Below are 23450 nucleotides of genomic sequence, written 5' to 3'. Positions count from 1 at the left end.
GGACCTCGCCCACTTACAATCAACCTATGTTCCTTACGGCGCCCCGTAGCGCGATCAGCCTCCTTCTCGCCCTCGCCGCCGCTCTCTTCACCGTCCCGCTTGCCAGAGCCGTCATCGTTCGAGGCACCGTAACCACGCCCCTCGGGGTCCCCCTCGGCAACGCCCGCATCCAGCTCATCCAGGGCCGCAGCGTCGCCGCCTTCACCTTCACCCTCATGGACGGCACCTACGAAATCCGCAGCGGACTCCCCGGCCGCTTCGTCCTTCTCACCTCCGCCTCGCCCTTCACTCCCAGCATCGGCGACGCCTTCTACGGCGGCCGCACCGCAATCATCACCCGCAACGTCGTCCTCGAATACTCCACCGTCACCCCACAACTCGCCGTCACCGCCACCGGCATCCCCACGCCAATCCAACAGATCCCCGCCGCCATCACGCTCATCCCGAAGCAAGACCTCGAGACCCAGATCAACATACTCAACGACCTCCGCCAGGACCCCGGCACCAACGCGATCCAGACCGGCCAGGCGGGCGGCCCCATCGGCCTCTACGTCCGCGGCGGCAGTCCCGACGCCAACAAGATCCTCATCGACGGCGTCCCCGCAGCCAACATCGGCGGCGACTTCGACTTCAGCACCATCGCCACCACCACCCTCGCCGGCCCCGAGATCTATCGCGGAGCCAACAGCGCCCTCTATGGCACCGGTGCCGAAGCCTCCGTCGTCCGCCTCGCCACCACTCGCAGCAACTTCCTCCGTCCCACTCTCGACTACACCGGCGACGCAGGAAACTTCCACACCTACCGCAACGAAGCCATCCTCTCCGGCACCTTCAAAAGGCTCGACTACCAAGCCGCCTTCAGCCGCTTCAACACCTCCAACGCACTCCCACGCGACGAGTACCACCTCACCACCAGCACCGCCAACATCGGCTACAGCATCTTCTCGAACACCACCGCCCGCTTCACCCTCCGCAATGCCGACTCCGCCGTAGGCCTGCCGCAAGCGCACGACATCTACGGCTTCTCCGCCTCCGGCAAGCAAGCCGATCAGAATCTCGTCTCCGGCCTCACCATCGAAAACACCTTGGCAGGGAACTGGCACAACCTCGCCCGCTACGGCATCAGCCGCCATCGCGAACAAGAGCAGCAGTTCGATCAACTCCCCAACGACGCCATCCAATACGGCAACATCGTCACCCTCCGCGGAGCCAACGGCTACACCGCCATCGGACAAGCCGCCTTCCTCTCACCCACCCTCGACAACGTCCACAACCGCGACGAACTCTACTACCAGACCGACTACACCTTCCCCTACCGCATCGCCGCCCTCTTCAGCTTCCACTACGAAGACGAGCGCGGCCGCCTCTACAATCCCACCACCGGCTTCAACCAACAGGCCCAGCGCACCAACTTCCAATACACGCTCCAGGTTCAGGGCGACATCCGCCACCGCCTCTTCTACTCCCTCGGCGCGACCATCGAGCGCAACCACCTCTACGGCACCGCAGGAACACCGCGCATCGGCCTCACCTACGTGCCCGTCCGCCCAGGCCATCGCGCCTTTCACGGCACCAGCCTCCGCGCCAGCGCCGCCACCGGCGTGCAGGAGCCAACCCTCGAAAACCAGTTCACCAGCCTCGATACCCTCCTCGACGAGACCGGCAATCAATCCGCAATCGTCACCTACAACATCCGCCCAGTCGCCGCCGAACGCTCCCGCACCTTCGACCTCGGCGTCGACCAGAACATCCTCAACCAGAAGCTCATCCTCAAAGCCGGCTACTTCCACGACCAGTTCAGCCACCAGCTCGAGCACCTCGCGCCCAACGGCCTCGAGCAGTACTTCGCCATCCCCGCCAACATAGCCCTGCAAGTCCCCGACGCCTCGCTGAACTCTCTCGCCTACCGCACCCAGGGTCTCGAACTCGAGCTTCAATACCAGCCCCTCACGCATCTCTTCCTCCGGGGCGGCTACACCTACCTCGCCTCACTCGTCGAGCAGTCCTTCACCTCCGACAACGTCGCTCCCGCCTTCAACCCCGAACTTCCCGGCATCCCCATCGGAGCGCTTTCACCCATCGTCGGCAATCGCCCCTTCAATCGCCCGCCCAGCACCGGCTTCTTCGCCGTTCAATACTCTGCCAGCAGATTCTCCGCCGCCATCAAAGGTGCTCTCGCCTCCCGCAGCGATGACTCCACCTTCCAGCTCCACAACGACCGCAACGGCGGCAACACGCTCCTGCTCCCCAACCAGGACCTCGACTTCGGCTACGCCAAGCTCGATCTCAACGTCCTCTTCAACGCCACCCGCCACATCACCGTCTTCACCCAGCTCGACAATCTTCTCGGCCAGCAGCACATCGGCCCCATCGGCTACCCCGGCCTGCCCTTCACCATCCGCGCCGGAATGAAGATCCGCATCGGCGGCAACTAAAGCGAAAGATAGGTCCTGCCGGACGGGCCTCCTGCGCGGAGGGCGGTTACTTCGTGACGCGTATACCGGTCTCGGCAAGTCATCAACATAGCTCCTCCCGCTGGCCGGAACCATCATCGCCGACCAACGGGAGGCCCAGCGCCCTTCACTCACCCAGAAAAGGTACACAAGTCACGAAGTGACCGCTGCCCGCGCAGGGCGCCCGTCCGGCAGGACCCCGCACCGGAAAACGCAACGAACATGTCTCTCTCGTGTTTCTATCTTGTATGTTCTTGCCCTCCCCGCATCGCAGAGCCTCTCTGCACCGTCTAAACAATTGAAGGGAACAAAAATGAACCGATATCTTCTTGCACTTACTCTCCTCGCAGCAACTACGACGACCGCAGCCTACGCTCAGGAAGGCCCCGCCTCCACGCAGGCCCTCATCGCCTTCGATTCCAAGACCCCCGTCAGCCCCACCGCAAAAGATCTCACCATCAAAATCGACAACCACGCCACCCCACTCGCCAATCTCGCCCCCATACCGCCCGGCGGAGCCCAGGTCGCTCTTCTCATCGACGACGGCTTACGCACCAGCGTCGGCCGTGAACTGAACAACCTCCGCGCCTTCATCACCGGCCTTCCCGCAGGCACTGAAGTCTTCGTCGGCTACATGCAGAACGGCACGGTCCGCCCCGGCTCCGGCTCCGCAGGCTTTACCTCCAACCTCGCCGCCGCAGCCCAAGGCCTCCACATCCCCAGCGGCATCCCCGGCTCCAGCGCCAGCCCCTACTTCTGCCTCTCCGAGTTCGTCAAGAACTGGCCCGGTCAGGCTGAGAATCAGATCAACCCCGTCCAGCGCAGAGAAGGCCCCGTTCACAAGCCCCGCTTCGTCCTCATGATCACCAACGGCGTAGACCCCTACAACGGCAGCACCAGCCCGCTCAACCAAAACAGCCCCTACGTCGACGCCTCCGTCACCGATGCCCAGCGCGCTGGCGTCCCCGTCTACTCCATCTACTTCAGCGACGCCGGCTTCGCTCGTGGCCGCGGCAGCTTCAGCGGCCAGAACTATCTCTCTCAACTGGCCGAGGGAACAGGCGGCCTCTCCCTCTACCAAAGCACCGGCCAAAACCCCGTCTCCATGGCCCCCTACCTCCAGCAGTTCCAGGAGGCCATCGCTCGAACCTACATCGCCACCTTTCCCGTAGACGCGAACAAAAAACTCGTCAGCCTCAGAACCTCGACGGATCTGCCCAGGACCAAACTCCGCGCTCCCTCTCAGGTCCGTCCCGGGACCGTCGTCTCCAACTAATCCCCGAGCGAATACTCAACAGACACACAACAGTGGCTCAACCCCGGAAGCTGAACGCGGGGGTTGGGCCGCTTATATTCTTACGTGATTATGCGTCGGGTAGATGACTATACTAATCTTCTGAAATTGAGCGAATACGAAAGGTAGTCATTAGTGGATACTGGAACGCATAATGTTCGAGCCGGTGATCCAATGACTGTAAGTGCACCCGCTCCGACAGCACGAGCGAAGACCCTGATTACCGGAAACAGCGAGATGGCCGATCGCATTCGAGCCCACGAATGGAGCTCGACACCCCTGGGGCCCATCGAAGACTGGTCCGAGACCCTCGTCACCACCGTAAATCTCATGTTGCATTCGCCATTTCCAACCATCCTCTCCTGGGGGCCGGAGATGGTGTTTCTGTACAACGATGCGGCCATCCCCACCCTGATGGGAAAGCACCCCAGCGCGCTCGGCGGTCTATACCGCGATGTCTTCCCGGAGGCCTGGGATCTGGTCAGTGCCGATCTGAATGCCTGTCTCTACCAGGGCCTGACAGCGGTACGAGACAACATGTTCATCCCGATCTTCCTGGATGGAGTTCTGGAGGACCATTATTGGAGCTATTCACTCATCCCGGTCTATGAAAACGCCAGGATCGTAGGCATCTACGATGCTTACCGCAACACGACCGACATCGTGATGGGAGCTCGCAAACTTCGCGAAAGCGAGACAAAGCTGAAGCTGGCAACAGAGGTTGCGAAGCTTGGAGTGTTCATGTGGGACACCCTTGAAGATCGTGGAATCTGGGAAAATGACCAGATGTACGAGATCTTCGGGCGGACGCGCGAAGAAGGCCCCATCAACGGCTCCGCGTTCATCAACGAGGTCGTGCATCCCGACTTCCGCCAATCCTTTCGAGAGGCTACCGAATCAACCCTGCAAAATGGCACACCGTTCCAGTTCGAAGGAATGATCTATCGTCCCGATAAGACTCTGCGTTGGATCGAGGTCTGTGGGCAACTTCAGCCAAAGATGCATGGTTCTGCCGGACAGATCCTCGGCACTGTTCGGGACATCACGGAAGTCAGAAGCGGCCAGGAAGCGGTACGGAATAGTTCCAAGCGCCTTTCTGAACTCGCGGCCATCGTTGAATCCTCCGACGACGTCATCGTGAGCAAAGATCTCAATGGCATCATCACCAGCTGGAACGCGGCGGCCACCCGCGTCTTCGGCTACTCGGCAGACGAGATAGTCGGCTCGTCGATTCTCAGGCTCATTCCGGAGCACCTCCACTCCGACGAAAAGACCATCATCGCAAGCATTCGCTCCGGAAAGCGGGTCGAACACTTCGAGACTGTGCGCCTTACCAAGGGCGGTCGACTGGTCGAGGTCTCGCTTACGGTGTCTCCCATCAGGGACGAGCACGGACGAGTCATTGGGGCCTCCAAGATTCTCCGCGATATCTCAGGACGCAAACGCATCGAAGAGTCCCTATTGCAGGCAGAGAAAATCGCTGCGACAGGCCGCATGGCCGCGACGATCGCCCACGAGATTAATAATCCCCTTGAATCGGTGATGAATCTGCTCTACCTTCTCCGCCCCATGATCACCGACCCCTCGGGCATCAACTACCTCAGCTCTGCGGAAGATGAGCTAGGCCGCGTCGCCCACATCGCCAAGCAGACGTTAGGCTACTACCGGGAACACGCTTCGGCCAGCAATGCCTCGCTCAAAGAGATTGCCCTCCACGCGATTACGATCTACGAGCCACGATGTAAAGCTTCCGGCATTGAGATCAGGACCGCGCTCGATTCGTCGGCCAAAATTGTGTTGCGCCGCGGCGAAATGATGCAGGTGATCTCGAACCTGATCGCCAACTCGATCTACGCTATGCCGGCAGGCGGCGTTCTCTCCGTCTCCGTCGAGGACGCGAAGCGTTCCACGGATGGGATTATCCTGACCGTCCAGGATGATGGCTTGGGGATCGCACCCGAGCATCTGCCCAGGGTGTTCGACGCCTTCTTCACCACTCGCAGCACCGTGGGTACCGGCATTGGATTGTTTGTGGCTAAGCAGTTTGTCGAAGGTCACGGTGGTCAGATCGAGATCGAAAGCAGCGATGCCCCGGAGAACCACGGCACGACGATCCGTATCTTTCTGCCGAAGGTCACTGCCTACCAAGACTAGGGCCGATCATGCCCGGGCTTGCCGGTGTCACACATTCGGTCCGTAGTTCAAACCCGCTCAATCCATATCGACGAAAACGTATTCGGCTCCGTGTCCACCCCCCGATAGTCCGACACCACCCTGCGCAGAAACCCCTCGTCATAATGGCGAATCAGCGGAGCCGACAGCGTCACCGCAAACTGACTGCTTCCACACAGAAGCGCATGCAGCAGCATCGACTCGTTCCACCACATCGGCCACACACACTCATAGATCCAATACTCCGCCGGATGTGGTCCGTGGTAAGGAAAAGGAATGTCGTGAACGTGAATCACGGCTCCAGGAGCCATCGCAGGCAGCACCTCCAGAAACAAGAACGGCACATCTCCATCCAGCCGCACGATGTGGCTTGAGTCGATAAACAGCACGTCATTCCTGCCCAGCGACGTGAACAGCTCAACTCCCACATCCTGTACCTCCTGTTGCAGCACTCGGATCTCCGGTATCGCCCACAAAGCTTCAAACGGATAGGGTTCAACACATGTAATCCTCATCGGACTGCCTTCACGCTCATTTCGCTCCGCCGCGAGACTTGCGTAGTAGGTCGATAAACCAGACCCAACCTCGACATACCGCTTAGGTCTCTTCCAACGCAACATCGCATACAAAACCATCGCATCCACTCGTGGATAGCCGTGACCAAATCCGCGCTGCAACACCTCCTCATAGGGTGTCAGCTCAAGAAACTCCTCCTGATACAGAGCAAGCAGGTCGGCCAGCGTACCCTTCATCCCCGCCAGATCGTACTCAATCCCGCGCATGGCACTAGGCCTGTCCCACCGTTCCCGCGTTGTCTGCAATCTCCACCGCGAAGGCAGCGGTGAATAGTAGTCGCTCTTCCTCGCCACCACAAAACCGCACCGATCCATCGCCCACTGAAACGCGCGAACAGGAGACCTCTTCACGTTGCGAAGGGCCACATACACGTCAGGGGGCAATCTCCTTCGCAGCAGTGCTCTAACTGGCGTCTTTGTCGACATAAAGCAATACATTTCCCCCAGGATCCAGAGACCCAAGAGGAACCTATCACCCAGTCAGCTTCGGCCTTGTCATACCCTGGTCACTCAAAGGTCAAATCTTCGTTTGTACCCGAAACCCAAGGAAACCGATAACGCGCCGCGAGACGATCCACCGGCGACCTCAAGAAAAAATCAAATTTCCACAGAAAAGTTGAGTTATGGTGGCGCATTTTTCAGCTTCAAAAAACAGCCATCCAAAACACCACGTCCACCACGCAAAACACCACAGCTTCACCACCAAAAAACCACCATCAAACGCTGCTTTTCCCAAAACACCCCTCAAAACTCCAGCAAAAACAGCAAGGCCCCGGCTCTCACCGGGGCTCCACTTTTTTTCTTGAAACAACTTCTTAGTACATGCCGTCCATACCGCCGCCGCCATGCTGATGTCCGCCGCCCGCAGCTTCCTTCTTCTCCGGGATATCAGCGATCATCGCCTCGGTGGTCAGCATCAACCCAGCGATCGAAGCCGCGTTCTGCAGAGCAGTACGCGTCACCTTCGTAGGATCGATAACGCCAGCCTTCACCAGGTCCTCGTAGGCGCCTGTCGCGGCGTTGTAGCCGTAGTTCGCCTCCTTCGATTCATGGATCTTGCCGATCACAACCGCACCCTCTTCGCCGGCGTTCGAGACGATCATGCGCAAAGGCTCTTCAATCGCGCGACGAATGATCGTGGCGCCGATCTTCTCATCGCCTTCGAGGCTCTTGATCACTGCCTCAACCGCAGAGGTGCAGCGAACAAACGCCACACCGCCGCCCGGGACAATCCCTTCCTCAACAGCCGCACGCGTCGCATGCATCGCATCCTCAACACGAGCCTTCTTCTCCTTCATCTCGGTCTCGGTCGCCGCACCCACCTTGATCACTGCAACGCCGCCAACCAGCTTGGCCAAACGCTCCTGCAGCTTCTCACGGTCGTAGTCGGAGGTGGTCTTGTCGATCTGTGCGCGAATCTCCTTCACGCGTCCTTCGACATCGCCGTCCTTACCGCCGCCATCGACGATGGTGGTGTTGTCCTTGTCGATCGTCACGCGCTTCGCAGTGCCAAGGTCCTCGATCTTCACACCCTCAAGCTTGATGCCGAGGTCTTCCGTGATCGCCTTACCGCCAGTCAGAATCGCGATATCCTGCAGCATCGCCTTGCGACGATCGCCGAAGCCAGGAGCCTTCACGGCAGCGACATTTAGCGTCCCACGCAGCTTGTTCACCACGAGAGTCGCGAGCGCCTCACCATCCACATCCTCAGCAATGATGACTAGGGGCTTTGCGGTACGGGCAATTTGCTCGAGCAAGGGAAGCAGGTCCTTCATCGACGAGATCTTCTTCTCGTAAATAAGGATGTAAGGATTCTCAAGGGCAACTTCCATCCGCTCCGCATCGGTCACGAAGTAAGGCGAAAGATAACCGCGATCGAACTGCATGCCCTCAACGACATCCAGCTGCGTCTCCATCGTGCGAGACTCTTCAACCGTAATAACGCCGTCCTTGCCAACCTTCTTCATCGCTTCCGCGATGATTGTGCCGATCTGCGAATCCGAGTTGGCCGAGATCGTTCCAACCTGGGCAATCATATCGCCCGAAACCGGCTTAGAGAACGTCGACAAAGCACCGCCTACGGAAACACCGTTCTCATCGCGCTTGCCGATGATGGCCTCAACCGCCTTATCGATACCGCGCTTCAGAGCCATTGGATTTGCACCGGCAGCAACCGTCTTCACACCCTCGCGATAGATCGCCTGGGCCAGAACGGTAGCAGTGGTTGTACCGTCGCCGGCGACATCTGAGGTCTTCGAAGCCACTTCGCGAACCATCTGCGCGCCCATGTTCTCGAGCGAATTCGAAAGCTCAATCTCCTTGGCAACGGTCACGCCGTCCTTGGTGATCGTCGGCGAGCCAAACTTCTTCTCGATAACGACATTGCGACCTTTCGGTCCAAGCGTTACCTTCACTGCGTCGGCCAAAATATTGACGCCACGCAGGATAGCCTGACGTGAATCTTCTCCATGCAGAATCTGTTTTGCCATTGTCTTACTCCTGTTGCCAGCGGAATGCTGGTGAAAGTGTTTGTGTGAGGCGCCCGAAGCGCCGATTATGCGGCGAAGCCGCGGTATACGGCACGAAGTGCTACTTCTTGAGGATTCCGAGTACTTCTTCCTCACGCATGATCAAAAGCTCTTCGCCGTCGATCTTGATCTCGGTGCCCGAGTACTTGCCAAACAGAATGCTGTCGCCGGCCTTCACATCCAGCGGGAATACCTTGCCTTCGTCGTTCGACTTGCCCTTGCCGACGGAGATTACTTCGCCCTGCTGTGGCTTCTCTTTTGCTGAATCCGGGATGATGATCCCGCCACGAATGCTTTCGCCCTCTTCTATCCGCCGAACCAGAATCCGGTCATGCAGCGGTGTAAATGATGTTGTCGCCATTGCTTACATCTCCTTGGTGCAATTTTAGGCGAACGGGGAACCGTCCGCGTTGTTGAGCGCAGCCTCAGCCATCGACCGCCGGCCCTAGCTGCAAATAAAAGAGTGGAATAGGCCAAAAGACCCGGCTCACATCAAACTTGCGGACCGTTAGCACTCAAGCCTTCCGATTGCTAACGATAGTCAGCCCGCCTGCAGTTGTCAACTCGGCTGCGTGAAATGTGAGTGAAACTCGCGCAAGCATTTGGGGTTGCGGCAGCACACCAAATCCAACAACCAAACCTCAAAAGTCGTAGAATGAGGCCATGTCGTCACGCCGCACCGTCTGGTCGCTATCGTTTCTCGTTCTCCTCTTTGCTTTCGCATCCAGCCTTCCCGTCAAGGCCCAGGATCAGAGTGCCCCTGTAAAACGGGGCCGCAAGTACAAGTCGCCCCCGGCCACCTCCCACATCGAGGTTACGGTCGTCAAGAAGTTCAACGGCAAGCCCATCATGAACGCCGCTGTTATCTTCAACCCGTCGATGGACGGTAAAGACGAAGGCAACCTCGAGGTGAAGACCGATCCCGACGGCAAGGCCACTATCGACGTCATTCCTACGGGCAGTACTGTTCGCGTGCAGGTCATCGCGCAGGGATTCGCAACCTTTGCCGAAGAGTATGAAGTAACCGAACCGAACAAAGAGATCTCCGTCTCCATGATTCATCCCAGAGAGCAGGTCTCTTCCTACGAGAACAATGATGGCAAAGCCGCAACCAGGAAGCCCGGTGTCCAGGAGCCTGTAAGGCCGACTACGCCCGCCGCCAAACCTGCACCCAGCGCTCCGCCCGCAACTCCGCCGCAGCCTGCCGCTCCCAACTCGACACCCCAGCAATAACGGATAAGTAGCAATAAGGAATTTATGGACAGGCCGCTAACAGGGAAGACTGTGCTTGTAACCGGGGCGGCCAAGCGTATCGGCCGTTCTATCGCCCTGGCCCTCGCCGAGCGCGGAGCTGACGTAGCCATCACCTACCTCGCCTCCCAGGCCGAAGCAGAGCAGACAGTGCACGCACTCGCCGCGCACGACGTCGACGCTTTAGCCATTCGCTGCGACCTCCGCGATCCCGAAGACATCGAGCAGACCGTTGCCGCAGTCGTCAACGATCTGGGCCGCATAGACCTTCTCGTCAATAACGCGGGCATCTTCGCTTCAGAAGCACTCGAAGACATCTCGGTCGACCAATGGGACGCGATGTTCACGACCAACACTCGCGCTCCTTTTCTTATGGCCAAGGCAGCGCACCCGCATCTTCGCGCCGTCAAAGGACGCATCCTCAACATCGGCTCGCTCGGAGGCCTGCATCCCTGGGCCACTCACGCCCACTACTGCACCTCAAAGGCTGCGCTACATATGCTGTCCAAGACCATGGCAAAGGCCTGGGCGCCTGAGATCAGCGTCAACTGCATCGCACCTGGCATGATTGTCCAGGGCGAGGTCGATGAGGCTTACGAACATTTGGCCCGCAAAACACCCATGCAACGCAACGGCACCGCCGAAGATGTAGCCGCAGCAGCGGTCTTCTTCGCCACAGCGCCCCACTTCATAACCGGGCAGCTGATCGCCGTCGACGGCGGCCTCGGACTGTAAAAATATGTCCTGCCGGACGGGCCCACTGCGCGTGGGGCGGTCACTTCGTGACGCGTGTACCGCTTCGCCAGGCGCTCCCGATGGTCGCAAATGACGCTTATTCCGACCAACGGGAGGCTCACGCGAAGCTTTAAAAAGGCGTGCGAACGCCCGCCCCACGCGCAGTGGGCCCGTCCGGCAGGGCCTATCTTCCAAGCGAATCTACCGCCCCAGAAGTTTCCGCCACCAGCTCTTCTCCAGCAGCTCGTCGTAGAGATTCAGCGCTTCCAGCTGTGGCGGCATAGGCTTTCCCAAAAACACGGCCAGTGGGTTAGACACGCACAGCAGGTGCGCATAGTCCGGGCCATACTTCTTCGCCACCAGTTCGAACGCCTCCCGCATCTTCGGCGCGCGGGAGGTCGTATTGTGCGCATCGGTCGCTAAGAAATTTACCCAGCGATTCTCGAGCAGCTCATGTGCCATTCGTTCAGCGTGCTTGCCCATGCGTCCCAGCACAGACGCAGCTGTGACCTGGACCAGCACGCCGCGCTGCAGCCACTCTGCGATTCGATCCTGATCGTTCTGTAGTGTGGGATTCCTCTCCGGATGGGTCAGAATCGGCGTTAGCCCAGTAAGCTGCAGTTGATAGAAGATCTCCGTAAGCCCACGGGGCAGCCCATAGTCGGGAACCTCCACCAGCAAATAACCGAGCCCATTGATGCTGAACTTCTTCGGGTCTAATTTGGCTTCCTGGATATTTTCATACGACATGTGAAAGTCGCATCCCCGGCCCAACTTCACCCCGACCGAGTCGCGATCTAACCGTTCCTGCAACTCGACAATCTTCGCGTCGATGATTGGAGGGTCGTAGAAGTACTGCCCATTCGAATGAGGGGAGCACACGATGTGCGTGATCCCATCGTCCGCAGCCATCTTCGCCATGGCCACCGAGGTTTCAAGGCTCGAAGCACCATCGTCCATGCCCCACAGAAGGTGATGGTGAATGTCAATCATCGCGTGATCAGGTTACCACCGCGTTATTCGATTCGCAGCCCTACCGGGCCGAAGCCAACGACTCTGCCATTCCTTGAAACAGCAGCAAACCATCTGCGGATCCCAGCAGCGTCTCGCTCGATCGATCTGGATGGGGCATCAGACCGAGCACATTTCGACCTTCGCTGAGCACGCCAGCGATATTTTCCAGCGATCCATTGGGATTTGCTGCAGCCGTCACCACACCCTCGCGAGTTGCGTAGCGAAAGGCAATGCGATCTTCCTTCTTCAGTGTTTGCAGCGTCTCCGAATCGCAGAAGTAGTTGCCTTCCATATGCCCAATCGGCATCTGCAGCACGTGCCCGCGGGACAGTCCATGCGTGAAGGGAGAATTGTTTGTTTCGGTGCGTAGGAACGTCTGTTTGCAGATGTAGTGCTGGCTGGCGTTACGCATCAGCGCGCCGGGAAGGAGACCTGCTTCGCACAGAATCTGAAATCCGTTGCAGATTCCCATCACCAGTCCGCCGTCCTGAGCGAACTTCTTCACCGATTGCATTACTGGAGCAAAACGTGCAATGGCGCCGGTTCTGAGGTAGTCACCGTAGGCAAATCCGCCGGGGACGAGGATCGCGTCGCAACCCTGGAGGTCCTCTGAGGCGTGCCAGAGGTAGGTTACGGGCTGGTGTGCAATCGCGTCCACAACATGGTGGGTGTCATGGTCGCAGTTGGACCCGGGAAAGACCAGAACGCCAAATTTCATGGTTTAAGGATAGCATTCGTGTCTCGGGAGCTAGAAAACGGGTGGGAAACCTGGAAAAAAATCTGGTTGTGGTGGCGGGTGCGATTTTAGAGGGGGTTTGTGGTTTTCCACCATGCAAAATGATGGTTCTTTGCTGGTGAGAACGTGGTGATTTGCGTGGCTGACGTGGTGTTTTAGCACCATGTTTTTTACTCGCTAAAAATACGCCACGTTTTGGAACTTTATTTTGGGTAAAGGGTCCTGCCGGACGGGCGCCCTGCGCGGGCGGCGGTCACTTCGTGACTTGTATACCGCTTCGCGTGATGCTCCCGTTGGTCGCAGGCCGGAGCTGGTGCCGACCAACGGGAGGACCCGAGCATTCCTGGCGCCCCGACCGGTACACGTGTCACGAAGTGACCGCTGCCCGCGCAGGGCGCCCGTCCGGCAGGACACCTCTTACACCGGCGCGTAGATGGCAAAGCCGCGCGGAGGAGCAGGGAACTCAGAGCTGCCGTCCGCATCCGTGGTCCGTTCATCCGGGTGGGCGGTGTCGTGCCCGTCCCAGGCGATCGGGGCGAACTTCTGGTTGGCCCACTTCGTCTTGACCGATGTCCCCGACCACTTGTCGCCAAGATTGTTCAGCACGTAGATCAAACCCGGCTGATCGGCCTTGTCGTCCTTGTAGCCTATTCGCTGCATGATGTAGAGATCCGGATCGGCGTGGAGGATCTCCGAATCGCCACCTGCGTACTTGTGATGCGCAATGACCAGGGCGTCGATTCCATTTGGAGTCAGTGGACGCGCCAATCCGTTGTTGTAGTAGTCGTACCAGAAGATACTGGGATACCCCTCATGCACCATGATGAACGAGTAAGCCATCATCTTGTCGTTGATGATGGCGTTGTCGCCCATGTCGTGATTGTCGACGAAGGTAGCGGCGTGCATCGGCCGTTTCATCACCACAGCGCCGCCGTCGGTCAGGTTACGCAGGTCGTAGCTTGGCTTGTCGCAGACGTCCTTCAGCTTGTAGCGAAGAGGAAAGTCGAATGCGGCAATCTGCGTGTCCGTCAACTTGTTTACTTTGTCCAGCCACTGTTCGATATCTTCGCCGCCCGACCACATCTCACCAACAACGTAAGGTGTGAACTCGTTGCCATCTTTTACGTAGCGGTACTTCGCCAGCAGTCCGATGATCCAGGCGCCGAACCCTTTTACGAAGTCGAAGCGGAAGCCGTCGAATCCAAGCTCTTCGATGAGGAAGCGGGCGTACTCGAACATCGCGGTGTAGACGACGGGGTTGCGATGGCAGAGGTGGGGGAATCCCGCGAAGTTCTCGCCTTCCATCATGACCTGCTCATAGCGGCTGGGATGAAAGCAGTTCCAGTCGCGAGGAAACTTGCCGCTCTTGGGGTTGAACTTCGTCCAGCGCTTCTGCCCGTCGAGTGGATTGACCTCTTCTTCGTCAGCGCCAGAGTTGTGGTTGAGCACCATGTCCGCGTAGAGGCAGATTCCGTTGGCGTGTGCCTTCGCAATCAGGGCTTCCAACTCTGCGCGGTTGCCGTAGTAGGTTTTGGTGCCGCCCTTCTGGTCGAAGTCGCCTAGGTCAAAGTAGTCGTAGGGATCGTAGCCCATGGAACTGTGATCGGACGCCTTCGAAACCGGAGGAAGCCAGAGCGCATCGAAGCCGGCTTTACCAAGGTCTTCGACCTTTTCGGCGACGAAGTTCCACCACTCGCCCTCTTTTTTGTCGTGCTTCGGTGCATCCCAGTAAAACGCCTGCATCATGACAGCCATCTTGATCGTGCTCCATTCCAGTGCCGTTCGAGCGAGCGTCTCCATCGCAGCTGCAATGTTCGCATCGAATGAAAGTGGCTTGATTTATAGTTCTGCTTCAGCATGTCAGATGCGCGTGAGGACGGTCTGGTTGGCATGGACATCCGAAACACCAATACGAAGACACATCTCAAGACTGCTGGTGGTGCGCTGCTCAACTGGTGGCGTGCCGCTACGCTCGACGGCCTGATTGTCGGTGTTCTGTGGCTCATCGGGCTTGAACTGATCCGCGTTCCGTTCGCGCCATTCTGGGCGATCCTTGGAGGCATCCTCCAGATCGTCCCGACCTTCGGCGGCATGATTGCGCTCATCGGGCCAGTGCTGGCCGTTGCGTTCAGCGGCCATGACGAGTGGCGCCTCGGGCTTGTTCTCGGCCTCTACGGTCTGATTGTCATTCTTGAAGGTCTCGTCATTGGCCCTTACGTTCTACACCGCACCACCAAGGTGCCTTGGTGGGCCGCGTTCCTAGGCCCGATTGTGCTTGGCATCATTATCCCGTTCTGGGGAGTGTTGCTGGCTCCGCCGCTGCTGGCGATAATCTTTGCGTTTCGTAAAGCTCCGCCCCCGCCGCCTGCTCTGCCTGGGGCCTAGATGTCCTGCCGGACGGGCCCACTGCGCGTGGAGCGGTCACTTCGTGACTTGTGTACCTTGTCTTGGTGAAGTGAAGGGCGCTCGTCCTCCCGTTGGTCGGAAGTTTGGATTCGGGGGTTATCTACTAGCCGCCTAATTTGTAGCGCGTCTCGGCGAGCCTGTAGAGCGGCCGCCATACCAGCCGGTTGATCGTGACTACCATGAGCGCCATTACGATGGTGGCGAGAAGAAGAATCTGAAACTTTCCGCTGTCTGTCGCTGCACTGATCACCGCTCCAAGCCCGACTGTCTGGAGCGTCTGGTTCTTCAACCGAAAGTACTCCGCGATGATGCTTGCATTCCATGCGCCACCCGACGCCGTGACCAAGCCCGTGATCAGAAAGGGAAAGATTCCAGGCAGAATGACAGTCTTCCACTTCTGGATGGTGGTGAAGTGAAAGAGCGTCGCGACTTCCTTCAGATCGGAGGGGATCGCCATCGCTCCCGCGATCACGTTGAACAGGATGTACCACTGCGTTCCGAGCAGCATCAGCGCGATGGAGCCGATGCCCATTCCGCCACCAAACCTCACCAGAGCCAGCAGCAGAACAGGGAACAGCGCAGTGGCAGGCACAGAGGCTGCGATCTGCGCTATCGGCTGTGCGATACGAGCCAGTCGTGGATGAAATCCAATGGCAACACCTGCCGGAATCGTCCATGCGGCTGCGAGGATGAGCGCCACGTTCACTCTGAGGAAGGTAGCCATCGCACCCTTCAGAATCCCAACGAACTCGCCCCCTTGTACCTGCCGCAGAAGCGTCAACGCCTGCCAGGCTGCATAGAGAACCGCAACCGCCGCGATCACGATGACAAGCCCGCGCAGGACGGCAGACACAATGCCGTTTTTCGCCACCAGGCCTTCAGACTTCGCGGTCTTCGCTGCTGCTCCGACGACGCGTTGGTCTGCGAGTCGTCGATACAGGCCCTCCTCCAGAGGAACTACTGTGTGATGCCGCAGGGTTCGCAGTCCGCGAGAGTGCTGCAGAAGATGCAGCAGCGGTGAGCGAACCCGCGATCCGCTCTCTACCTGCTCGAATTTGAACTTGTCGCTCCAAGCGATGACAGGTCGCCAGACAAGCTGATCGGTCGCGACGATAATGGCAATCATGGTCAGCAGACCCCACGTGATGGCTGAGTAGTTTCCTGTGCCGGCTGCGGTCTGGAGATACGATCCCAGCCCCGGTAGCCTGAAATCGCGTGTTCCCAGGACGAACATCTCGCACGCCATCAGGAAGAACCATCCGCCCGCGACCGACACCATCGAGTTCCAGACAAGCCCGATCGCCGCATAGGGGAGCTCTAACTGGATCAGCTTTTGCAGCCGGGAAAACTTATAGATGCTTGCAGCTTCAGAGAGCTCTCGCGGGATGCTCTTGATAGAGGAGTAAAAGCTGAAGGCCATGTTCCAGACCTGGCCGGTGAAGATCAGCACGATCGCGCCCATCTCAACGCCTATCTGCCGTGTGGGAAAGAGCGCAACCATCGCCAGCATCACGCCGGGCAGAAAACTGAGAACCGGGATCGACTGCAGAATGTCGAGTCCCGCAATCATCAACGGCTCCACTCGCTTGCTGTATGCGGCGATGTAGCCGTAGCCGATGGCGAAGACGAGACTCAGCAGGTAGGCGAGCCCGATCCTTACAACCGAATAGAACGCATACTGCGGCAGCGCGCGCGGGCTCTGCGAGATGGTGATCTCCGGCTCAGGATGGCCGAACCAGTAGCGCGCGATCACGACGACTCCATAGAAACACGCCAGTCCGATGCCGGCGACGCAGAGGTCCAGCACCACCGGCCAGCTGCGCTGTAGTACCTGCGAGCGCGCCAGCGTCTCCCGTCCGGGGATGTTGCTGAAGCTATCCGGAAACTTCATCATGCATCGATCTCCGCCGTGGAGCTTGCGTCTGCATCCTGATGCAGTTTTTCAGACTGAATGAAGCGGCGGCGTGAGGCGTCGAAGTCGAAGAGCTCGGCGTAGCGGCCCCAGTTGATGGCGGTCTCAAGCTGACGAAGGGTTTCGTCTTCGCTGAACTGCTCGTCGAGCATGTCGTGGAAGAACTCCTCGGGCACGCTGCGGTCGCTCTTGGACTCGATAGCGCGCACGATCTGGCGAAGGAGCAGAACGTTCTCGACGGCTGCGGTGCGAAAGAGTTCCTTCTGCCGTAGGATCTCGGAGTTGGCGTACTCCGCGCCGGTGGACGTGATCGCAGCGTCGCCTTCTGTAACCGTCAGGAAACCTAATAGCTGCGCCGCGTCGACGATCGGCAGCAGGTCGTCGATCTGGAAGGCGAGGTCGTCGGCGAGGCGATAGATGTCGTCTTTGCCATTGTGATCGAGCACGAGTTCCAGCAGACCTGCGATTCCGCCGGGCCGCGCGTGTGGCAGCATCTGATAGTGCATCTGCCTTTGATCGCGCACCTTCTTTCCTGTGGAAGTCTGCGGTAGCGCTGGCGGCTGGGCATCGGGCTGCGTGAGTACCTTGTAGATGTAGTCGACCAGTTGCGTGAAGGAGGTCGCTTTGCGGTCTCGAGGGTGGGGGATTGAGACGCGGAAGTCGGTTCGTACATGGCCGGGGTTGCGCCCGAGCACGATGATGCGATCAGCGAGCTGAACGGCCTCTTCAATGTTATGGGTGACGATGAAGATCGACTTCGTCGGAATGGTCTTGTTCTGCCAGAGTTCGAGCAGCTCACTGCGCAGGTTCTCCGCCGTCAGGACGTCAAGCGCGGAGAACGGCTCGTCCATAAACAGGACTTCAGGCTCGACGACCAGCGCGCGCGCGAAGCCGACCCGCTGGCGCATGCCACCAGAGAGCTCCTTCGGATAGGCGGCCTGGAAGCCGTCCAGACCGACCGTGTCGAGGATCTTCAGGCTGCGCTTGCGACGCTCCGAGGCCTCCATCCCGTGTGCCTTCAGCGGAGCTTCGACATTTTCGAGTACGGTAAGCCAGGGGAAGAGGGCGAAGCTTTGAAACACAATTGAAACATTGACCTCGGCGGTTGCAATTGGTTTTTCGTGCCAGTAAACTTCGCCAGCAGAGGGCGCGGATAGACCGGTCAACATGCGTAACAGCGTGGACTTTCCGGAGCCGGACGGCCCAAGGAGCGCAACGATCTCTCCGGCCGTGATCGAGAGGTCGGTCGGCGAGATGACCTGGATGCGGTTCTCGCTGGGTTGCGAGTAGTATTTTTCAACGCGTTCTGCACGAATGATGGCTGGCTGCATAGGAAGTTTTGTGAAACTGGAAGCGGCGCTTGAATTTGTGGTGGTTTGTTCGTCAACCACCTCTGCGCTCAGCGTATCATTACCGGGTGGGCGAAATATAAATCCGCCGCCTGCGTACGTCACATTTAAAACTGAACTTTGAACCTTCTACTTTTGGGGAAACTTAGCATGGCAGATTTAACCTCTACCGCAACACCCAAGCCCAAGGTGCTGGTCGCTGACGACGAGCAGGTGATTGCGAATACTCTGGCAATAATCCTCAATCAGGCAGGCTTTGAGGCACGTGCCGTCTTCAGCGGCGAGAAGGCCGTCGAGCTGCTCGAGAGCTTCCAGCCCGACATGCTCATCAGCGACGTCATCATGACTGGCATGACTGGGATCGAAGCGGCAATCATCACCCGCAGCAAGCTACCGAAGTGCAAGATCCTTCTGTTTTCAGGTCAGGCTGCTACTGCGGACCTGCTCGAAAAATCTCGTGCGCAAGGTCACGAGTTCGAAATCCTCGCCAAACCCGTTCATCCGACCGATCTTCTCGCAAAACTGCGCGGATAGGCTCAGGTCGGCCCGGGATGAACGACGAAAATAGCGGGACTTCGGTCCTGCTTTTCTCTGCTCTAAACAGCAGGACTACCTCACGTCCGGTTGGAAGAGGGGGCGGGGAACTGGCGGCGCTCCTTCACTTTGACTGCGGGTACCCCGGCGTACACGGTCCATGGGTCGAGGCTGCGCGTGGCAACGGACCCCAACCCAAGCACAGCGCCCTCGCCTATATTGACTCCGGGCGCGACGGAGGCCCGGGCGCAAACCCACGCATAGGCCTCGATATTCATCGCATAAGCGATCAGGGGGAAGGCGGGATCGTCGTAGTCGTGGGTCGCCCCGCATACGTACGCTTCCTGGGACAAAATAGCGTGCGACCCCAGCGTCACCGGTGCCGGGTTATAGATCTCAACGCCATCGCCGGCCGTAACCTGGTCGGCGCAGATTAAATTCCACGGGGCCCATATCCTGGACCGTGGATAAAAGTGACAGTTCGGCCCCATCTTCGCCCCGAAGAGTCGAAGCAGAAATGCTCTCCAGGAATGTAACGGTCTTGGTGACGTTCTATAGAGAATGGCCCAGCATAAGTTCCAATTCAGTCGCCGCAGCCGGTCTTGCAACGAAAAAGCAGGACGCAGGTAGGGATCCGCGGCCGTCCCCGCCGGGATATGATCTGCCGCGTTGTAATGAATCTGCTTAGGCATTGGCGCTCCTGGCTACTCCGACTCGACTGCGGTAGGGGTAAGAACCGTAGCTGTGCCAAATAGCCGGATGATCGCCTTCGCGTTCTCGCGCATGTCGTAACGGCGATGGAAACACTGGTACGCCAACTCGCACATACGCTGCCGCTCCGCAACCGTCATGCCGATCCACCCCTTCAACAGTTTCAGCGTCCCATCCGGCGTATCCAACTCCATCAGCCCCGCGCCGTCTTCCGCGATCTCCTCGGCGATGTTTACCTTATCGGCCAGCAAAACTGCTTTTCCGCAAGCCAGCGCTTCGGCTACAGCAATGCCGAAGTTCTCCTGGTGCGATGGCAGGATGAAGGCCTCGGAGCCGTAAAACGCCCCCCACTTCGCATCGCCGGTAACCATTCCCGGCCAGAAAACGCGATCCTTAATCCCCAGGTTCGCTGCTGTTGCCTTCAGCTTCGCGCTCCACTGCTGCTGGTCAGGCCCCGCCATCACCAGATAAAGATCTGGATCGTCAGCCGCAACCTTTGCGAAGGCGTCGATCAACATGTCGCAGCCCTTCTTGCGATGGATGCGCCCGAGGAAGACGAGATATCTCTTACCCTTTGCCTCGGGGCACTTCGCAAAAAATGCACGCTTCTGCACCTCAGGATCGCCGTTCGGGCCGCTCGCACCATAGGGCACCACATAGGCATTCCACCGATGCAGCCAGAAGCTCTGCTCCGCGAGCCGCTTCTCAGCCTTCGATGTAAAGAGCACGCGATAAGCTCCGCGCAGAATCCAGTACTCGGCGGGGATCCAGTACAGCCACTTTTTGATGTGTTTCAACGGGAACGCATGCTTGAAGTAAGGGTCCAGCATGCCGTGAGTAAACACGACGTAGGGGGTATTGCCTGCCAGCGTTCGCCATGCAGCGTAACCGCAGTATTGCCAAAGCCCATTCACCACCACGCCATCGAAGCGATGACGGTTATCTCTCAACCAGGGCAACAGCTTGGAGTTGAACCCATAGGTCGTGTTGGTAGGACCAAGCGCGTGGACCGGAAATCCGACATCGTCAAGGTACGGCGCCGAGGGATCGTCGAGCGTGACCACCTCTCCGGTGTAGCCGATGGGCCCGTAACTCAGTAGTACGCGTACCGACTCTGTAGGGCCGCCAGCCTCAGGGTTCAGGGTCCCAATGATGTGCAAAATCCGCATAATTCTTCGACTATCAACTATTAAGCATAGCAGCAGAGGCTGTCCTCACAAGCCGCGCGCACTTAAGTTGTAATCACGTCGACAACCTCCTTGTCACGGCCGCGATTGCTCGTCGAAGCCCGGCAATGTCCTCCTCGTAACTCCACCCAGATATTCTCTTTAGCCCATGTCCTCCCATGGTTGCCGCTGTCTCTGGCCGCTCGAGGACTCTTCGCAGCGCCTCCGTCAGAGCCTTCACATTGCCCACGGGGAACACACACCCTTCGACGCCATCGGTCACCAGATCAGGTTGGCAGCCGACGTCATCCGAGAGGATCACGGCACGCCCCGAGTTCATGACCTCGTTCACGATCAATCCCCATGGCTCATCCTGCGAGGGCAAGACAAAGACCGACGCAAGATAAAAAAAACCTGGCAGCTCCGATTGATTGCGAAAGCCACAAAACCGAACTCCGCTGACTCCACTCTGCGAGACGAGCCTCTCCAGCGCCGCCCGCTCCTCGCCGTCGCCCACGATCAGGAGGTAGGGAGTCGGCTCGCTCCCAACCTTGGAACAAAGACTGAGATAAGCCCTGATCAAGTCTTCGCACCGCTTCCGTCTCTGCAGCTTCGAAGCAAATAGAATGACCGGCCGGGACGCATCAAGACCAAGCTCTCGCTGGAGATCCCCTCGTCGAAGATCGGCCTCGCGGCTGCGGCTCTGAAAGTATTCGTTATCCACTGCATACGGCATCATGAACTGCGGGAGGTTCTCGCCCATAGCATGACGCCAGTAGGCTGCATTCAGACTCCCGATCGGCAACACTCCGTCGACAAGCTGCTTCAATCCGCTAAAGAAAAGGCGCTTCGCCAGCTGCTTTAGAGCACCGTTCTGCTTCCGTCCCAGGCGTGACTCTGCACGAAGCAGCACCGGAATCCCCAGCGCCTTTGCGATCAGCATTCCCTGCAACGTGTTCAGCGTCGAGTAGCCATGCACCCAAAGTACGTCGAAGCCGTCTCTCTCTCTGCTTCCTCGAAGCCGGCTGAAGATGCCGTAGTTCAACTGGCTCGTGGGCCCGGTTCTTCTCTTATCCCATATCGCCGGGAGAAATTCATAACGATAGCCGTCGAGCAGGGGCACATCCCACTTCACATCCACGCCAAATCCCTTGTCGACATACTCCTGCACGGAGAAGTTCGATCCAAAGAAGACGGTCAATTCAATGTCGGGCTCCTGCGCGATTCGCCGCAGCAAAGGGGCCTGGTACTGGATCGGATGGCTCACCAGGTAGGCGACCTTCACCTTCTTCTTCGCGTTGTCCTCTCGGCTTTGCTCAGGAGATCTCATGGAGTAGGCCTGCGTTACGCGATGATCTTTCGTGTCAGTTGCGCGATTGCCTGGCGCAGCGCCTGAATATCCTCTTCAAAGCTCCATGCGTTGATTCTGTCGAGCGCGCGCTGACCCATCTGTGCCGCTCCCTCGGGCGTCGCCAACACGCGTCGCAGCGCTTCGGCGAGCGCCTTTACATTCCGCACGGGAAACACATATCCCTCTGCACCATCTGTCACCAGATCGGGCTGGCACCCGATATCGTCGGACAGAATCACGGCACGCCCTGCGTTCATCACCTCGTTTACCACCAACCCCCAGGGCTCGTGGCGAGCGGGTAAAACAAATACGCTTGCAAGATCGAAGAACCTCGGCAGCTCCGACTGATTGCGAAACCCGCAGAATCGAACCCCCGTCAACCCGCTCGACTTGGCCTTCTCTTCGAGCGCAGCTCGTTCCTCACCATCTCCGACGATCAATAAATAGGGTTGCGGCCGGCCCGTCTCGTCATTGATCAAGCTCATATACGCGTCCATCAGATCGGTGCAGTGTTTGCGCTCCTGCAGCTTTGAAGCAAACAGGATGACTGGTCTTCCGGCCTCAAGGCCAAGCTCTCTTCGCAACTCGTCGCGTGTGGCAGCCGCTTCCAGACTTCGTCGCTGGAAGTAATCGTTGTCCACTGCGTAAGGCATCAGAAAAAACGGGACATCATCGCCCAGGTAGTGGCGCCAATACTCAGCGTTCAGTGTGCCGACCGGCAGGACTCCATCCACCATGTGTTTTAGGAACTGAAAGAACAGCGTCTTCAGAAGAAGCTTCGGCCCACTCCGCGGACGGTCTCGCAACCACATGTCGGCGCGCACCAGCACGGGGATTCCCAGCGCCTTCGCGGCCACCATTCCGTGTAATGCATTCACCATGTTGTAGCCATGGGTCCACAAGAGATCATAGCCGGGCTCTCCCTCGCGGCCGCGAAGCTCGCTGAAGATGCCGTAGTTCAGCGGGGTTGTCACCGTCTGCGTGCCATCGTCACGAATCACCGGCAGAAATTTATGACGGTATCCATCGAGCAGCGGCACGTCCCACTTCACATCGACGCCGAAGCCTTCATCCTGGTAGCTGCGGAGCGAAAAGTCCGAGCCGAAGAAGACGGTCAGGTCGATGTCCGGTTCCTGCGCGATCCGGCGCAACAACGGAGCCTGATACTGGATAGGATGACTCACCAGGTAGGCCAGCCTTACCTTCTTCTTCAAGCCTGTGTCAACGTTCGACGAGGGTACGACCATATCTTTTTGGTTCTCA

20 protein-coding genes are annotated in these 23450 nt (G+C 58.5%); 7 read left to right on the top strand and 13 right to left on the bottom strand.

Annotated features, from left to right (window positions below):
- Positions 1 to 26: 26 nt before the first annotated feature.
- The 3 genes from HDF12_RS13545 (at position 27) to HDF12_RS13535 (ending at position 5901) form a co-directional block, all read left to right on the top strand.
- Complete coding sequence (locus tag HDF12_RS13545; RefSeq protein WP_179584184.1) at positions 27 to 2435, top strand: TonB-dependent receptor; 2409 nt, start codon at positions 27 to 29, stop codon at positions 2433 to 2435.
- A gap of 331 nt (positions 2436 to 2766) precedes the next feature.
- Positions 2767 to 3729 carry a vWA domain-containing protein gene (locus HDF12_RS13540; protein WP_179584182.1) on the top strand — a complete coding sequence of 321 codons (963 nt, stop codon included), beginning with the start codon at positions 2767 to 2769 and terminating at the stop codon, positions 3727 to 3729.
- A 192-nt stretch (positions 3730 to 3921) separates the two neighbouring features.
- Positions 3922 to 5901 (top strand): PAS domain-containing sensor histidine kinase, encoded by a 1980-nt coding sequence (locus HDF12_RS13535; RefSeq protein WP_179584180.1) that lies wholly within the window; start codon positions 3922 to 3924, stop codon positions 5899 to 5901.
- Positions 5902 to 5948: 47 nt separating this feature from the next.
- Here HDF12_RS13535 and HDF12_RS22925 read toward each other — a convergent pair whose 3' ends face one another.
- The 4 genes from HDF12_RS22925 to HDF12_RS13515 all read right to left on the bottom strand — a co-directional run bounded on the left by HDF12_RS22925 (position 5949) and on the right by HDF12_RS13515 (position 9383).
- Entirely contained in the window at positions 5949 to 6866 is a 918-nt protein-coding gene (locus HDF12_RS22925) for a class I SAM-dependent methyltransferase (protein ID WP_179584178.1), read from the bottom strand.
- A gap of 214 nt (positions 6867 to 7080) precedes the next feature.
- Positions 7081 to 7341 (bottom strand): hypothetical protein, encoded by a 261-nt coding sequence (locus HDF12_RS13525; protein ID WP_179584176.1) that lies wholly within the window; start codon positions 7339 to 7341, stop codon positions 7081 to 7083.
- On the bottom strand, positions 7310 to 8983 hold the full coding sequence (gene groL / locus HDF12_RS13520) for a chaperonin GroEL (protein WP_179584174.1): 1674 nt from the start codon (positions 8981 to 8983) through the stop codon (positions 7310 to 7312). The genes HDF12_RS13525 and groL overlap by 32 nt, the downstream gene beginning before the upstream one ends.
- 100 nt (positions 8984 to 9083) lie before the next feature.
- Positions 9084 to 9383: a co-chaperone GroES gene (locus HDF12_RS13515; RefSeq protein ID WP_020713919.1), complete on the bottom strand. Its 300-nt coding sequence runs from the start codon at positions 9381 to 9383 to the stop codon at positions 9084 to 9086.
- Between the two features lie 302 nt (positions 9384 to 9685).
- Here HDF12_RS13515 and HDF12_RS13510 point away from each other — a divergent pair, with 302 nt between their 5' ends.
- Both HDF12_RS13510 and HDF12_RS13505 read left to right on the top strand, forming a co-directional pair.
- A complete protein-coding gene (locus HDF12_RS13510) occupies positions 9686 to 10255 on the top strand; it encodes an Ig-like domain-containing protein (protein WP_179584172.1) in 570 nt (189 codons plus the stop codon).
- A gap of 24 nt (positions 10256 to 10279) precedes the next feature.
- Positions 10280 to 11008: an SDR family NAD(P)-dependent oxidoreductase gene (locus tag HDF12_RS13505; protein WP_179584170.1), complete on the top strand. Its 729-nt coding sequence runs from the start codon at positions 10280 to 10282 to the stop codon at positions 11006 to 11008.
- 201 nt (positions 11009 to 11209) lie between these two features.
- Here HDF12_RS13505 and HDF12_RS13500 read toward each other — a convergent pair whose 3' ends face one another.
- The 3 genes from HDF12_RS13500 to HDF12_RS13490 form a co-directional block, all read right to left on the bottom strand.
- Entirely contained in the window at positions 11210 to 12001 is a 792-nt protein-coding gene (locus HDF12_RS13500; RefSeq protein WP_179584168.1) for a tyrosine-protein phosphatase, read from the bottom strand.
- A gap of 40 nt (positions 12002 to 12041) precedes the next feature.
- Positions 12042 to 12740 carry a phosphoribosylformylglycinamidine synthase subunit PurQ gene (purQ, locus tag HDF12_RS13495; RefSeq protein WP_179584166.1) on the bottom strand — a complete coding sequence of 233 codons (699 nt, stop codon included), beginning with the start codon at positions 12738 to 12740 and terminating at the stop codon, positions 12042 to 12044.
- A gap of 435 nt (positions 12741 to 13175) precedes the next feature.
- The gene (locus HDF12_RS13490; protein ID WP_257025659.1) at positions 13176 to 14558 is read right to left on the bottom strand and encodes an alpha-amylase domain-containing protein; all 1383 of its coding nucleotides are present in this window, start codon (positions 14556 to 14558) and stop codon (positions 13176 to 13178) included.
- A gap of 90 nt (positions 14559 to 14648) precedes the next feature.
- Here HDF12_RS13490 and HDF12_RS13485 point away from each other — a divergent pair, with 90 nt between their 5' ends.
- Positions 14649 to 15143, top strand: coding sequence for an AI-2E family transporter (locus HDF12_RS13485; RefSeq protein ID WP_179584164.1), 495 nt, complete (start codon positions 14649 to 14651; stop codon positions 15141 to 15143).
- Between the two features lie 124 nt (positions 15144 to 15267).
- On the opposite strand, the gene HDF12_RS13480 is transcribed toward HDF12_RS13485, so the two are convergent.
- Positions 15268 to 17058, bottom strand: coding sequence for an ABC transporter permease (locus tag HDF12_RS13480; protein WP_179584162.1), 1791 nt, complete (start codon positions 17056 to 17058; stop codon positions 15268 to 15270).
- Positions 17055 to 18407 (bottom strand): ABC transporter ATP-binding protein, encoded by a 1353-nt coding sequence (locus HDF12_RS13475; RefSeq protein ID WP_179584160.1) that lies wholly within the window; start codon positions 18405 to 18407, stop codon positions 17055 to 17057. The genes HDF12_RS13480 and HDF12_RS13475 overlap by 4 nt, the downstream gene beginning before the upstream one ends.
- 168 nt (positions 18408 to 18575) lie before the next feature.
- Here HDF12_RS13475 and HDF12_RS13470 point away from each other — a divergent pair, with 168 nt between their 5' ends.
- Complete coding sequence (locus HDF12_RS13470) at positions 18576 to 18959, top strand: response regulator (protein WP_179584158.1); 384 nt, start codon at positions 18576 to 18578, stop codon at positions 18957 to 18959.
- A gap of 80 nt (positions 18960 to 19039) precedes the next feature.
- Here the strand turns inward: HDF12_RS13470 and HDF12_RS13465 are convergent, their stop codons facing one another.
- From HDF12_RS13465 to HDF12_RS13450, 4 genes are all read right to left on the bottom strand, one after another.
- A complete protein-coding gene (locus tag HDF12_RS13465) occupies positions 19040 to 19651 on the bottom strand; it encodes an LbetaH domain-containing protein (RefSeq protein ID WP_179584156.1) in 612 nt (203 codons plus the stop codon).
- 12 nt (positions 19652 to 19663) lie between these two features.
- The gene (locus HDF12_RS13460; protein ID WP_246373412.1) at positions 19664 to 20839 is read right to left on the bottom strand and encodes a glycosyltransferase; all 1176 of its coding nucleotides are present in this window, start codon (positions 20837 to 20839) and stop codon (positions 19664 to 19666) included.
- A gap of 73 nt (positions 20840 to 20912) precedes the next feature.
- Positions 20913 to 22166 (bottom strand): glycosyltransferase family 4 protein, encoded by a 1254-nt coding sequence (locus HDF12_RS13455; RefSeq protein WP_179584154.1) that lies wholly within the window; start codon positions 22164 to 22166, stop codon positions 20913 to 20915.
- Positions 22167 to 22180: 14 nt separating this feature from the next.
- On the bottom strand, positions 22181 to 23434 hold the full coding sequence (locus HDF12_RS13450) for a glycosyltransferase family 4 protein (RefSeq protein WP_179584153.1): 1254 nt from the start codon (positions 23432 to 23434) through the stop codon (positions 22181 to 22183).
- Between the last annotated feature and the right edge of the window lie 16 nt (positions 23435 to 23450).

This window comes from Tunturiibacter gelidiferens, assembly GCF_013410115.1.
GTDB lineage: Bacteria > Acidobacteriota > Terriglobia > Terriglobales > Acidobacteriaceae > Edaphobacter > Edaphobacter gelidiferens.
Note: the sequence above shows the minus strand (reverse complement) of the source record. Positions and strands in the feature narration are given on the sequence as shown.

Coding starts and splice junctions, on each gene's coding strand:
- HDF12_RS13545 (WP_179584184.1), top strand. CDS start 27: ATGTTCCTTACGGCGCCCCGTAGCGCGATCAGCCTCCTTCTCGCCCTC.
- HDF12_RS13540 (WP_179584182.1), top strand. CDS start 2,767: ATGAACCGATATCTTCTTGCACTTACTCTCCTCGCAGCAACTACGACG.
- HDF12_RS13535 (WP_179584180.1), top strand. CDS start 3,922: ATGACTGTAAGTGCACCCGCTCCGACAGCACGAGCGAAGACCCTGATT.
- HDF12_RS13525 (WP_179584176.1), bottom strand. CDS start 7,341: ATGGCGGCGGCGGTATGGACGGCATGTACTAAGAAGTTGTTTCAAGAA.
- groL (WP_179584174.1), bottom strand. CDS start 8,983: ATGGCAAAACAGATTCTGCATGGAGAAGATTCACGTCAGGCTATCCTG.
- HDF12_RS13515 (WP_020713919.1), bottom strand. CDS start 9,383: ATGGCGACAACATCATTTACACCGCTGCATGACCGGATTCTGGTTCGG.
- HDF12_RS13510 (WP_179584172.1), top strand. CDS start 9,686: ATGTCGTCACGCCGCACCGTCTGGTCGCTATCGTTTCTCGTTCTCCTC.
- HDF12_RS13505 (WP_179584170.1), top strand. CDS start 10,280: ATGGACAGGCCGCTAACAGGGAAGACTGTGCTTGTAACCGGGGCGGCC.
- HDF12_RS13500 (WP_179584168.1), bottom strand. CDS start 12,001: ATGATTGACATTCACCATCACCTTCTGTGGGGCATGGACGATGGTGCT.
- purQ (WP_179584166.1), bottom strand. CDS start 12,740: ATGAAATTTGGCGTTCTGGTCTTTCCCGGGTCCAACTGCGACCATGAC.
- HDF12_RS13490 (WP_257025659.1), bottom strand. CDS start 14,558: ATGGAGACGCTCGCTCGAACGGCACTGGAATGGAGCACGATCAAGATG.
- HDF12_RS13485 (WP_179584164.1), top strand. CDS start 14,649: ATGGACATCCGAAACACCAATACGAAGACACATCTCAAGACTGCTGGT.
- HDF12_RS13480 (WP_179584162.1), bottom strand. CDS start 17,058: ATGATGAAGTTTCCGGATAGCTTCAGCAACATCCCCGGACGGGAGACG.
- HDF12_RS13475 (WP_179584160.1), bottom strand. CDS start 18,407: ATGCAGCCAGCCATCATTCGTGCAGAACGCGTTGAAAAATACTACTCG.
- HDF12_RS13470 (WP_179584158.1), top strand. CDS start 18,576: ATGGCAGATTTAACCTCTACCGCAACACCCAAGCCCAAGGTGCTGGTC.
- HDF12_RS13465 (WP_179584156.1), bottom strand. CDS start 19,651: ATGCCTAAGCAGATTCATTACAACGCGGCAGATCATATCCCGGCGGGG.
- HDF12_RS13460 (WP_246373412.1), bottom strand. CDS start 20,839: ATGCGGATTTTGCACATCATTGGGACCCTGAACCCTGAGGCTGGCGGC.
- HDF12_RS13455 (WP_179584154.1), bottom strand. CDS start 22,166: ATGAGATCTCCTGAGCAAAGCCGAGAGGACAACGCGAAGAAGAAGGTG.
- HDF12_RS13450 (WP_179584153.1), bottom strand. CDS start 23,434: ATGGTCGTACCCTCGTCGAACGTTGACACAGGCTTGAAGAAGAAGGTA.